This is a genomic window from Clostridium sp. AWRP (assembly GCF_004006395.2).
Lineage (GTDB): Bacteria > Bacillota > Clostridia > Clostridiales > Clostridiaceae > Clostridium_B.
Genome location: NZ_CP029758.2, coordinates 1,657,250 through 1,670,521, shown reverse-complemented (window position 1 = coordinate 1,670,521; position 13,272 = coordinate 1,657,250). Strand labels below are relative to the sequence as shown.

The window sequence follows — 13,272 nt, the reverse complement described above, 5'->3', positions numbered from 1 at the left end:
AATTTATGAAGGAATTACGAAAAAAAATCTTAGAGGAAGGACATGCCTTAAGTGAATCAATATTAAAAGTAGATTCATTTTTAAATCATAAAGTTGATCCAAAACTCATGTATTCCATAGGAAAAAGTTTTACAGAACATTTTAAAGATATGGGAATCACAAAGATATTTACTATTGAAAGTTCAGGAATAGCCCCAGCTGTTATGACTGCTCTTCAGATGGATTTACCTATGGTAATATTAAAAAAGAAAGAATCCAAAATATTAAGTGAAGATGTATATCAAACTACAGTTCACTCATTTACCAAGGACTCTAATTATGAACTTACTTTATCAAAAAAATACATATGCCATGAGGATAATATTCTTATAATTGATGACTTTTTAGCTAATGGAGAAGCTTCAAAAGGTACTATACGCCTGGTTGAACAGTGTGGTGCAAAGGTAGCGGGAATTGGAATTGTTATTGAAAAGTCCTTTCAACCCGGCCGTAAACTCCTTGATAAACAAGGATATCATGTATATTCTCTTGCTAGAATAAAAAGGCTTGCAAAAGATACTATTGAATTTATGGATTAATTAAATTTGTTTGAGTTTCTATTGTAACCTGGATGGAAAATAGATGAAAACTTTCATTTATTTTTCATCTTTCTTTTATATCCAGATAAAAATCAACTTATTACTAGATTCCTTCCAAATTTATTATCTGACAGGAATTAAAGTTATCTACAGCTCAGAAAACATCTTAATGTATTCTTCAGAAAAAGGTGGCATATTACTAAGTAAGCTATTCACTATTTCATCAACATTCTCATCTGTAATTTTTATTCCTTCCATATCATCTTCATCTTTTTTAATAAAATTTTCGCTTTTAAATTTTTTTGCGTCTTCTTCATTGTCCTTATCTTCTAATTGCTTCACAAATTTATTATATTGGTTTTCATAAATCGACCTATAACTATCATGTTCTAATACTTCTGAATTGCTTATACATTTATTTGATAAATAAATATTATCTTCCGTAAACATAAGGTTTCCATATACATAAGCTCTCATACAAGGTTCCCCTCCACTTGTAGGTAAATTTATCTTTTTGTTTTCTTTTTGATGTATATTAAACCTATAATCAGATTCATGCCTTTGTAAATAACACTTAGAGTCCAGCTTTTCTAACTCTTTCATAACAAATTCAGATACATCTGGCTTTAATTTTTTTATTACATTTTTAACTGTAATGCCCATACTATCTCTCCTTATTCATATCTTTTTTTGGTGGTTAGTTATTAAGTACTTTTAGAATATTTAATTTAAATTAAATACTCTTATCTTCTATTATACTATTTATATTGATAATCTCAAAATTTCTAATTATTTACAATATAATTTACTATCATTATATTCAAGAGTATGACAATAAAAAACATCAAACTGTTTTTAAATATGTAAAAACTTCAGCTAATCATATAAAGAATTATGGAGAAGTACCACACAAATAGATTATCTAATCATGTTTAAATAAAGCGGATAGCTTTAACACTATCCGCCTTTTTAAAGAATTTGCTTTCTTCCTAACAAACTCTATCTACATCATATCCTTCATCATTTAATGCCTTAACTATAGATTCTATATGCTCATACCCATTTGTTTCTACTGTAACTTCTAAAACCACATGTTTCAATCTGTCAACAGCCTTGAACTGATTGTGATCCAATTTTATTACATTAGCTCCTTTTTCTGCTAATATCTGAGATATTTTAAGAAGTTGTCCTGGAGTGTCCTTAAGTTTAACTGAGAAACAGAATATCCTTCCTCTTGAAAATAACCCATTATTTAAAAGAGATGCCATTGTTACTACATCTATATTTCCTCCACTTATTAGGGAAACTACCTTTTTTCCTTTAAAGTTTAATCTTTTTAGCGCTGCTAAGGACATTACTCCTGTTGCCTCTGCTACAAGCTTATGTTTTTCTAAAACAACAAACACAGCTTCCATAAGTTCTTTATCACTTACTGTAACAATTTCATCTACATACTCCTTTATCACTTCAAAAGTAAGATCTCCAGGCTGCTTTACTGCTGCACCATCAGCGATAGTATCAACTTTCTCTGCATAAGTGAGTTTACCTGTATCAAAAGAAACTTTCATAGGATTTGCACCTTCAGCTTGAACTCCTATTACTTTTATATTAGGATTAATAGATTTAGCAGCTACTGCTATTCCACTTATTAATCCACCTCCACCTATTGGTACTAATATAGCATCTACATCCTTTAGTTCTTCTATTATCTCAAGTGCTATAGTTCCCTGGCCTGCCATTACATCTACATCATTAAAAGGATGAACAAAAGTATACCCATTTTCTTTCTCTAGTCTTTTAGCTTCTTCATAAGCCTCATCATAAACTTTTCCTTTAAGTACTACATCAGCACCATAGTTTTTAGTAGCTTGGACCTTTATAAGTGGAGTAGTTTCAGGCATAACAATTGTTGCCTTAATTCCAAGTTTTTGTGCAGAGTATGCTACACCTTGAGCATGATTTCCTGCAGAAGAAGCTATAAGTCCCTTTGCTTTTTGCTCATCACTTAGTTTAACAATTTTGTTTGATGCACCTCTTAACTTAAATGCTCCAGTAATTTGAAGGTTTTCTGGTTTTATATATACCTCATTACCACTTTCTCTGCTAAATTCCGAACTATATATTAATTTAGTTTTTACACATATTCCTTCTATTCTTTTACTAGCCTCTAATACATCCTTTAACGTTAAATTTACTTTCATAATCTTCAAATCTCCTCTCTTATACTCGATATAATAATATTATTGCTGTACTTCAACTTTGCCCCAATTCTAAAAATTTTCTAATATAAAGTAAAAGCCCCCTATTCACTCACCTTTCAAATTATTATTTTGTAATATAATAAAAAAATCTTTCGTTCTTATAAACATACTTTTAAATATGCTTATAAGGACGAAAGATTAACTTTCCGCGGTACCACCTCAATTGCAATTAGATACACTAATTACCACTCCACTCAGGTCAACTTAAATAAAACATCTATTCATCGTGAACCCTAACCATATATCGCTGGTACACGTCCTCATTTACTTGGCAAAAGCCTTTCTACTTGGAAGCTCCGGAGTGATAGTTACATATTTATGTTAACGCCAACTTACACCAACGCTGGCTCTCTTCAGTTAAACATTAAATATTTCTTTCTCCATCAAAGCTTGTATTTATTACTAACTTGTTGTTAAGTATATTATTTTTTTGCGGCATTGTCAATCCATTTTTTTAATTTTTTTCTAAAAATATTTGAATATTTAAAACTTACAGTTTACAATTTTCTCTTATTATTGCATAATAATTTGAAATACCTTTGATTCGTAGTTGTTCTGCTATGTTCAGTAGCCTTAGTAACAGCATGTGTGTCATAAAGTGCAAAGTTCCATCTTAAGCTGAATGTATTTTTATTGTCTTTTAAATGATAACATTGTAACAATTTCACAAATTCTAAATACTATATTTATTAGACAAAAGTTTATGTTTATAATAATTGAATAGGTACAACCCCATTAGCTGTTAATAATACCATTAACCTTGCAATTATCCCAAAATTAGCAACAGGTGAAATTGTAACGTTAACGAGTTATAAATCATTAAGAACTGAAATAGTTCAGTCATAATATGTAGATGGCCAAAGCATGAAAATGTTATTCTACACCTATTATATCATTTTAAATTGGAGGTGATATCTTTGGATACATTTACGATTCAAGCAAGTAAAAGTCTCACATTAACTGATAAAATCCCAAATGGGAATATTCAAGACTACAAGATGATCGTAGGATGTGATGACGAATTTGAGTATCATAGTTTACTTTATTTCAATATTTCTTCATTACCAAATAATATTATAGTAACCAACGCTGAATTAACACTATTTAAATGTGATAATTTTCATAATGATAAAAGTGTTGAGTTTATAATATATCCAATATATGACCATTTTAGCATATACACTACTTATTCTAGAATTCCATTAGCGGATAAATTTAGCGGAACTAGGTTTTATCCAATGACATCAAAATCAACAGTTGCTATAAATATAACTCATATAGTTTCTTCATGGATTAAAAATCCTTCATCAAACAAGGGTATAATGATTTCTAATATATGGAACAACGCTATAGCAAGTTTTGGATCGGTATTAGCAAAAAAACAACAGATAGTTCCTTTTATAAGCATCACTTATAAACACAATGATACTACACACACTAAAAATAACAAATTAAATTGCAATCATGATTTTCATCTATCAGTACAAATAATTAATAGTTGTAATCCTATTATTCCTCCAGTTCCTCCAAATCCTAGTCTAATCGAAGTCATAGCAACCGGAACAATTGAAGAAGATTCCATATTTGTAGTAATAATAGAATTAGTTGTAAGAAGAAGTAATGGTACCATTGATAAATATTATGTTTCAGATGAATATATCAATTCGACTGATAAACCAATGAATATTAATAAGACGTATACAATCCCTGTAGTACCCGCACTTAATGCAGGTGATTTAGTAACAGGTGCTAATATTTACGGTGCTTATAGAGATGTCGCCCCATAGAACCATCAAGCTAAGAGAATCCTAAAAAAATAAAGCCCCCCATTTGTAAAAATATTATCATTTAAAAGATAATAAAAATACATTGTTGGGGGAGCTTATAAATGATGGTAATTATTCCTTTTAACTTCACATTATGCTCATAATTAGAATATTTTTCAAAATACGATTCACCATCAAAGATCCAATTTATCAAAACTGTGAGCTGGTCTTTTATAAGCCAACAAGGTTATTGCTGTATATAGGATAACACCCGGAAGAAGTACCAGGGATCTGATTTTCGGTGCTTACACTGTCACAATAATCTCGCATATAAGGAATGATACGAAGCATGCCCTCTGCTACCACAATATAAACAACCATCATAGTGGTTGACTACACAAAAGGCACTCCGATTTTATACCCGTTCTTATAATATTGTGTAAGTAAAATAAAATTGAACAAACCAAGCATGATAAATGACAAGCCGATGAATGCAACATTTGCTTCAATCCCAACCTGATTATTCATCGGAATGAATTTATCCCGGATAAAAGCAAATGGAATGCAGACAATGACCTGTACCAGTTCAATGCAAACAACTAGATAAAATCTCGCCTTTACGATATCCCTTTTCCGAATTGGCAAGACCATCATATAATATACATCACAATTTTCACGGTTTCCTTGGAATATTTGAAGAAATGCTTCAGATGGATGCTTCTCTTCATCCTTGGTTTGGTGGAGAAAAAAGTCAGCTTCATATAGCTGTAGATGATACCTCAGGTGCTATTGCTAGTGCTAATAATTAAAACTTTTTGGGACATTTTCAAAATTAGTTGACATCTATTTTTCTAATTTTTTTCTAAAAATATTTGAATATTTAAAACTTATAGTTTACAATTTTCTCTTATTATTGCATAATAATTTGAGAAACAAGTTAACTTAAAATAAAAAAGAAAGGCAGGAAACACATTGATTAAAGTTCAATCATTAACTAAAATATTCAAAAAGATTTCAGCTGTAGATAATATTAGTTTTGAAGTTAATAACGGAGAAATAGTAGGACTTCTTGGTGAAAATGGAGCAGGTAAAACAACTACACTTAGAATGCTTGCAACTATGCTGAAACCTACATCAGGAACAGCTTTAATAAACAATTATGATGTAAATAAATATCCAGAAAAAGTAAGAGGAGAAATAGGAATACTTTTTGGTGGAGAAGTTGGTCTTTATGATAGATTAACTGGAAAAGAAAATATAAGATACTTTGCAGAACTCAACGGAATGTCAAGGGACGAAACCGAAAAGAGCATAAAATATTTAGCAAAAAACCTTGAAATGGAAGACTATTTGGATAGAAAAGTAGGTAAATTCTCAAGAGGAATGAAGCAAAAAGTTTCTATAGCTAGGTCTATCGTACATAATCCATCAGTAGTATTATTTGATGAACCAACATCAGGCCTTGATGTCAGTTCATCTAGAATAGTACATGATTTTATAAGAAAGTGTAAAATTGACAATAAAGCTGTCATATTTTCAAGTCACAGTATGGCTGAAGTAGAAAAGCTTTGTGATAGAATTATAATAATTCACAAAGGAAAAATTATAGAAACAGGAACAATCGAAAATTTAAAGTCTAAGTACAATAATGATGACATGGAAGAAATATTCATGCAGTTAGTAGGTGATGTAATTGAAAACTAATGTTGTATTAATAGTATTAAAAAAAGAACTTTTAGATATGTTTAGAGATAGAAAGACAATCCTCATGAGTATATTAATTCCCATGCTGCTTCTTCCTATACTTTCATTTGTTATAGGGAAAGCTACCAGTACCAGTCATAAAAATGTAGAAAACAATTTAAAAATATCTGTGGTTGATAAAAGAAATAGTACTTTAGGAGTATTTTTAAAATCACAAAAAAATGTAAAAATAATTAAGTCCAATAATATAAAACAAGATGTAAAAGATGGTAAAATCTTAGCAGGAATAACTATACCAGAAGATTTTGATGAAAATATAAGTAAAGATATGAATGAAAAAATCACATTAACTTATGACAATTCCAGTAATGACAGTATGGAGGCCTTTGACATATTAAATTCTTACATAGATAAATATTCAAAAAATATAGTTTCTAAAAGATTGGAAAAAAGAAATATAGATTCTAAAATATTAACTCCAATAAATATTGCCCAGGATACTATAGAAAAAAAGGAAAGTGGTATTGGAAAATTAATGCTTAACATAATGGTACCACTTTTATTGATCCTCGGGAGTGTTGGTAATACAGTAGCACCCTCCTTGGACTTAGGTGTTGGCGAAAAAGAACGAGGTACTCTAGAACCACTTTTAACCACAAAAGCAAGTAGAATGTCCTTGCTTTGGGGGAAATTTCTTGCAATTACCATAATGGGAATTATAGTATCACTGGCAAACCTTGCAGGATTATTTATTTCAATGAATCAGACAAATGGAATGTTTCAAGGTGCAAATGACATCAATATAGGACTAGAAACCATTACCTTGATAATGATTTTGCCTATACTTCTAACTATGGTTTTTGGTGCCTTAGGGCTGTCCATAAGTATTTATGCAAAATCATCAAAAGAAGCTCAAACATATTTAAGCCCTTTTACAATAATAGCTGTCATATTGGTTTATGCCACAATGATGAAGGATGGTAAAAGTATAGAAACTTATTTTTTTAGTATACCTATAGCCAATGCTTCTTGCCTTACAAAAGAGTTCTTAGTTGGAATACACAATACAGCACATATAGCTATAACCTTTGGCTGGATGATAGTGTATATAGTTGCTGCAATCTCATTTGCAAGATATATGTTCAATAAAGAAAGTGTTATTTTTAGATCATAATTTTCTAAGCAAAATTGACTCTTACTATATTATAATCATAAAATAGCTATAGAGACTAAACTATATTTTACACTTGGAGGATTAAAATTATGTGTTATGATAAAAATACTATTTTAAATATTCTAAAAACTATTCTTTCTATACCAAGTCCTACAGGATATTCTGAGTTAGTAATGCAGTATATAAAGGATGAACTTAACAAAATAAATATACCTTATAAAACTACAAATAAAGGTGCTCTTATTGTATCTTTTACTGGAATAAATGACGATTATCAAAGGACCTTTACATCCCATGTTGATACATTAGGTGCAATGGTTAAAGGCATAAAAGAAAATGGCACTCTTTCCATGGTTCCTATTGGCGGATATATGATGTCAACACTTGAAGGTGAAAATTGTACTATAAAAACTTTAGATGGCATAAGTTATTCTGGTACTATTCAAACTACAAAACCTTCTGTCCATATAAGTGGTGATGAAGCCAATCGTCTTAAGAGGATTCCTGAAAACATGGAGGTAATACTAGATGAAAAAGTATTTTCTAAAAATGATGTTGCAGCTCTTGGTATTGATGTAGGAGACTATATATGCATAGATACAAGGACAACTATCACTGAAAAACAATTTATTAAAAGTAGATATCTAGATGATAAGGCTAGTGCTTCTCTTCTTATGTATGTAATTAAATACCTTCATGAAAATAATATAAAACTTCCTTACACAACTAATTTCTATATAAGCAATTATGAAGAAGTTGGTCATGGTTCTAGTGCTGCTTTACCTGAAAAAACTAAAGAGTTCATAGCTGTTGACATGGGAGCCCCTGGCTGCGATCAAAATTCATCAGAATATAGCGTATGTATTTGTGCTAAAGATTCCTCTGGTCCTTATGATTATGATCTTAGGAAAAAATTAGTTCATACCTGCAAGGAAAATAATATTTCATATAAGCTAGACATATATCCTCACTATGGTTCAGATGCTTCTGCCGCACTACGTGCTGGTTGGGATGTTAGAACAGCCCTTATAGGTCCTGGTGTTTTTGCATCTCACGCCTATGAAAGAACACATGTAGATGCATTGTTAGCTACAGTTGACCTTATTATAAAATATATTACTGAAGCATAATCAATCTTATAAGCCGAGATCTTAACTTCCCGGCTTATAACTTATTTTAATTCATACTTAGGTGGCAAAGTACTTTTGTGTTTATTGTATTCATGCTTTAATTCAATTTCCCTGTCTATTCTTAAGCTGTCAGATATATCCTTCTGCTTAAAAACTTTCATACAATCTATTTCTTATTTCTTTTAACGAATAATCTTTTATCAATTTTCCATCCTTAAACACAACTTGTAATAAATTATCCTTACATTTTGCCTGCTCTTCTATTGTCAATTCATCCTTGTATAAAATGTCTTGTCCATTTTTATACACATAGCACATTCCCTTTTGTGATTTTTTAAAATTATCCTTATCTGTTTTAGGGTCTTTAAAAATGAACTTTTCTTTACCATCTATTACTGCATAAGTAGCCTTTAACGCAAATCCAAAAGTATCTCTGGTATTGTATTGATAAGTATATGACCCTATACCAAAGGTGCAATTATTTACTGCAAATCCTTTTTCCTCTAGTTCCTTACAAATCTGTTCACATCTTTGAACAGTTATACTATCACCATAAATCGTACCTATTTTACTGTTTAAAACTTTATAACCTTTTGAATTTACCTCACCACCAAATATATCCCATAATAATTCAACAGTTCCCTTATATTCATTACTGCCAACTAAAGCATCCTTATCTCCACAAATTATTTTTACTGGATCTCCGCTGTCTCCTCTGATAACAATCTTTCCATCTCTATTTATAATGTCATCCCTTAACTTTGGAAGTATATTTGTTATAACATTCCAGTAATCATAAGTGTCTGATACTATACTCAAAATTCCACTTGGAAATGCTTCAGTTATAAGCCTTTTATATGCTGTAAGTTCATCTTCTCCATAGCTGCACATTACACTGTGTTCTGTAGAAGGTGTTCCAATTCCAACTAATTCTTCTTCTACATTGCAATTATAATATTTCTCTAAAAAACTAATAGCAGGTATCGTTGCCGTTCCTATAAATGAGAGTAAATGTGCTGCCCCACTAACCTCTGCACTTTCTACAGAACTAAAACCTCTCATACTAAAATCTCCACAGGCATTTCTCACCTCTCCATTATCCACAGTCAGATTAAAATACTTTTCAACTATTTCTCTATATCTATAAGCAATAGTAGCACTAGTCATTGCCTGCCATATATTACAGCTCATAAGTGTTTCTAAATAGTTTACAAGCCATGCAAAGTCATCGTGAGTATTGCTAATTTCAATCATTGGAGTTTTAATATTTACCCTTATCCCTTCTTCTACAGCTTTAATTTGTATTGGCAAATACCCTAAATCATGAAGAGCTTCAATATGCTTTGTGTCAGCCGCCATATTTCCCATGGTTCTAGAAATAATTCTTTTATATTCTGAAATCACAGCTTCTTTATCCTTATTAAAGAAATTTTCATTAAAATACTCGATTAAATACTTCTTTATAAAAGGCTGAAGTCCAAACATAACAACCTTATTCATATCTTCTTTTCTAGACTTTCTTGGAGTCCAGTAACTCACTAATTTAGTCATTCCCTTTGCATAACACCTGTGATGAATTGTTTTATAAAAATCTGTTAACAAAAATGGATTTATCATTATAAATTACCCTCTCTCTTAAATTTCATATACCTTAATTTTTTCATGTTCTTTACTTAAAATACTGTTGGTTGTATATATAGCTTTTATTAAATCATTTTTTAATAATTCACCTTGAAAAACTGTATCTTCAAGATGGGTAACTACCAGGTATATTTCATCTGCTCCCATTTTCTTTAATTTAGAAGCTGTTAATACAAATGTACCTCCCTTTGAACATAAATCATCTACTATAATAGCTTTAAAATTTTTACTTTTCACACTACCGTTAATCTCTAACTTCTTTATAAATCCTGTTTTAAAATCTCGTTCTTTGTTTGCAGTTAGAATCTTTGCATAATTTATATCTTTTCCATACCTCTTTGCCGCACCTGCATCGGGATAAACTAAATATATTTCTTCCTCTTCGCTGCTCAATTCTTTTAACAAACCTTCAACTAAAATTTTTGACATATTCACTACCTTAACCCTGTCTAATAATGCAGTAGCTACATCTGAATGTGGCTCATAAATTGTAACACTTTCAAAGTTTAAACTATTGATTAGCTTGCACAAATGCTTTAAAGTAAAGATCATTATTCCTTCAGTTCTATCCATTCTACTGTAAGGCATGTATGGAAGCATTAAGTTGCATTTTGCCTTTAGCTCATCTAAGTGGCTTTTTAAAAATATTAAATGAGTTATATCTTCATCATTTTCAAATTTTACTTTAATTTCATTTATACCTGTTCTTAAATTCAAATTTTCACTATGTACCATAGACTCACCATTGGGAAATTTTTTAAATTCTACTTTGTCTCCATTAAAATAAATCATTTTCATTACCTCTTTTTCATAATTTATATAATTACTTTTCCTCGAAATTTTATACTTTTTAAATAAAACTATTTCAGCCAAATTGATATTATCATTTAATTAATATCAATTTGTTAATATGATATTACAACTTATTTCTTTATATGTCAATAGATATTTTAAATTTAGCGGAATAAAATATGCACCATATAAATTTTAATATTTATATGGTGCAAGATTTTATTCCTTATGATATTGATTTTTTATTTCTTTTTGAATCTTTTTTAAAGCCTTTTTAGATCCCCTTGTAATATCTCTTTCTAACTTTCTATCTTTATAACTTACAAATAGAGTATTTAGATCATAATCTTTAGGATACAAGTCTTCTGCTTTTAATTCTAGCCTAATTCTCTTTTCATTAATTTCTATAAAATTTTCTTTATACAATACAGTAACATTGTTAAACCTATCCTTTTCTTTGTATACAATAGCAAAATCTTCATAGTCCATAAGAAATACCCTATCTCCTATTTTATAGTAGTAATTGTTTTTGTGTTCATCAAATTCTTCCTCAACTTTTCTATTTCTAATTTTGCTCTCTTTAACTAATTTAAAGTTATAATCTTTATTTTTTATATAACTTTCTGCTTTCTCAAGTACAGAATTTTTTATACCCATTTTTTTAGATATCCAAAGTGCATTGCTCTCTCCAGATTTACCTATAACTAATTTATACAATGGTTCTAATGTTTCACTTTCAAACTGCATAGCCGCATTTTGAAAATCTTCGTGAACTTCTGAAAAATTCTTTATTTCACCATAATGAGTAGTGGCTACTGTAATACATCCTTTATGATAAAATTCCTCTAATATGGCTATAGCAAGTCCTGCTCCTTCATTAGGTTCTGTTCCACTTCCTATTTCATCGCACAATATAAGTGTAGATTTATTGCTATTGTTAATTATATCTGCTAAATTTTTTATATGAGAGGAAAAAGTACTTAGTGCATTTTCTATACTTTGGTCGTCTCCAATATCAACAAATATTTTTTCAAATACAGATATTTCTGTTCCTTCTTCCGATGAAATATGAAATCCTGATTGAACTGCTAAAGTTAAAATTCCCACTGTTTTTAATACTACTGTTTTTCCACCTGCATTAGGTCCTGTTATTATTAAAGTTCTATAATCATCACCCACCTTAAAATCTAAAGGTACTACATTACCTTTTAACAAAGGATGTTTTCCCTTTATGATATTTATATATCCATAATCATTAATTTGGGGCTTCATTCCATCAATAGCTTTACTGTATTTCGCCTTAGCAAAAATCATATCATATTCTTCAATAACTTCCATATTAAGTTTAATTTCTCTTAAATTATCAAATACTAATGCTGTTAAAGTAGATAGTATTTTATATTCTTCTATTGATTCTTCAGCTTTTAATGCTGTTAATTCTTCTGTACTTTTACTTATATTATTTGGCTCTATGAATATAGTGGAACCTTTAGAAGAAATTTCTACTATATTGCCTGGAACTTGATTCTTATATGCAACTTTTATAGGTATAGTATATCTTCCATTTCTTTTGCTTATAAAAAATTCCTGTATATAGTTTTTATTACTACTATTCTTTAAAAACTTTTCTAATTTATCTTGTATCTTACTTTCCGTATTTTCTATAAGTCTTCTTATTTTTCTTAATTCTTTGCTAGCATTAGAATCCACCAAGCTTCCCCTTATAGAAAGCTCAATCTCTTCTTCTATAAACGCAAATTCTGTAATTGAATTACCATATGAACTTAATGTTGGAGCATAAAATTCTTTATCTTTCATAAAATTCTTAATTTTTCTGCATCCTCTTAAAAAATTGCAGAGAGTAGTTAAATTTTCAGGTTCCAGTACTATACCTTTTTCAACATTATCTATAATATTATCTATATTGAATATTCCCTCTAAAGGTATATAACTGCAACTATCTAATAAGGCTCTTCCTTCACTGGTTTCATTAAGTCTTTTATCTATAACCTTTAAATTTGTACTTGGCTTAAGCTTATCTATTAACTTCTTTCCTAATCCACTTACACAATAAGATTTTACTATTTCCTTTAAGTCATTATATTGCAATTTATCAAAAGTGTTTGTATTCATTTCCTTTTCTCCTTACATAGAATTTAATATTCTATGAAGATACAAATATCTTGGATAGATTTCACTTTTGACACATCATACTTATTAAATATC

General features: G+C 29.7%; 12 protein-coding genes and 1 other annotated feature. Of the genes, 6 read left to right on the top strand and 6 right to left on the bottom strand.

All coding sequences use genetic code 11. From position 1 onward, the window contains the following. Window positions 1-5: 5 nt before the first annotated feature. On the top strand, window positions 6-578 hold the full coding sequence (locus tag DMR38_RS07730; protein WP_127720740.1) for a xanthine phosphoribosyltransferase: 573 nt from the start codon (window positions 6-8) through the stop codon (window positions 576-578). Window positions 579-725: 147 nt separating this feature from the next. Here the strand turns inward: DMR38_RS07730 and DMR38_RS07725 are convergent, their stop codons facing one another. Together DMR38_RS07725 and ilvA are read right to left on the bottom strand one after the other, a co-directional pair. Further along, entirely contained in the window at window positions 726-1,241 is a 516-nt protein-coding gene (locus tag DMR38_RS07725) for a hypothetical protein (protein ID WP_127720739.1), read from the bottom strand. Between the two features lie 326 nt (window positions 1,242-1,567). Beyond that, entirely contained in the window at window positions 1,568-2,779 is a 1,212-nt protein-coding gene (gene ilvA / locus DMR38_RS07720) for a threonine ammonia-lyase (RefSeq protein ID WP_127720738.1), read from the bottom strand. A 183-nt stretch (window positions 2,780-2,962) separates the two neighbouring features. Further along, window positions 2,963-3,235, bottom strand: a binding site (T-box leader). Window positions 3,236-3,747: 512 nt separating this feature from the next. On the opposite strand from ilvA, the gene DMR38_RS07715 reads away from it, so the two are divergent. Next, window positions 3,748-4,626 (top strand): DNRLRE domain-containing protein, encoded by an 879-nt coding sequence (locus DMR38_RS07715; protein WP_243124581.1) that lies wholly within the window; start codon window positions 3,748-3,750, stop codon window positions 4,624-4,626. 372 nt (window positions 4,627-4,998) lie between these two features. Here DMR38_RS07715 and DMR38_RS22235 read toward each other — a convergent pair whose 3' ends face one another. Continuing rightward, window positions 4,999-5,256 (bottom strand): ABC-2 transporter permease, encoded by a 258-nt coding sequence (locus DMR38_RS22235; RefSeq protein ID WP_243124579.1) that lies wholly within the window; start codon window positions 5,254-5,256, stop codon window positions 4,999-5,001. Between DMR38_RS22235 and DMR38_RS21750 the strand changes: the two genes are divergently transcribed. The 4 genes from DMR38_RS21750 (at window position 5,244) to DMR38_RS07695 (ending at window position 8,613) form a co-directional block, all read left to right on the top strand. Next, window positions 5,244-5,414 (top strand): hypothetical protein, encoded by a 171-nt coding sequence (locus DMR38_RS21750; RefSeq protein ID WP_175412944.1) that lies wholly within the window; start codon window positions 5,244-5,246, stop codon window positions 5,412-5,414. The genes DMR38_RS22235 and DMR38_RS21750 overlap by 13 nt on opposite strands. 163 nt (window positions 5,415-5,577) lie before the next feature. Next, window positions 5,578-6,309: an ATP-binding cassette domain-containing protein gene (locus tag DMR38_RS07705; RefSeq protein ID WP_127720737.1), complete on the top strand. Its 732-nt coding sequence runs from the start codon at window positions 5,578-5,580 to the stop codon at window positions 6,307-6,309. Continuing rightward, window positions 6,299-7,483, top strand: a complete 1,185-nt coding sequence (locus DMR38_RS07700) for an ABC transporter permease (protein WP_127720736.1) — start codon at window positions 6,299-6,301, stop codon at window positions 7,481-7,483. Before DMR38_RS07705 ends, DMR38_RS07700 begins: the two co-directional genes overlap by 11 nt. A gap of 89 nt (window positions 7,484-7,572) precedes the next feature. After that, window positions 7,573-8,613, top strand: a complete 1,041-nt coding sequence (locus DMR38_RS07695; RefSeq protein ID WP_127720735.1) for a M42 family metallopeptidase — start codon at window positions 7,573-7,575, stop codon at window positions 8,611-8,613. Between the two features lie 147 nt (window positions 8,614-8,760). On the opposite strand, the gene DMR38_RS07690 is transcribed toward DMR38_RS07695, so the two are convergent. The 3 genes from DMR38_RS07690 to DMR38_RS07680 form a co-directional block, all read right to left on the bottom strand. Continuing rightward, window positions 8,761-10,230, bottom strand: a complete 1,470-nt coding sequence (locus DMR38_RS07690; protein WP_127720734.1) for a nicotinate phosphoribosyltransferase — start codon at window positions 10,228-10,230, stop codon at window positions 8,761-8,763. A gap of 18 nt (window positions 10,231-10,248) precedes the next feature. Then, window positions 10,249-11,046, bottom strand: a complete 798-nt coding sequence (locus tag DMR38_RS07685; protein WP_127720733.1) for a ribose-phosphate pyrophosphokinase — start codon at window positions 11,044-11,046, stop codon at window positions 10,249-10,251. Window positions 11,047-11,265: 219 nt separating this feature from the next. Further along, window positions 11,266-13,179: an endonuclease MutS2 gene (locus tag DMR38_RS07680; protein WP_127720732.1), complete on the bottom strand. Its 1,914-nt coding sequence runs from the start codon at window positions 13,177-13,179 to the stop codon at window positions 11,266-11,268. Window positions 13,180-13,272: the final 93 nt, after the last annotated feature.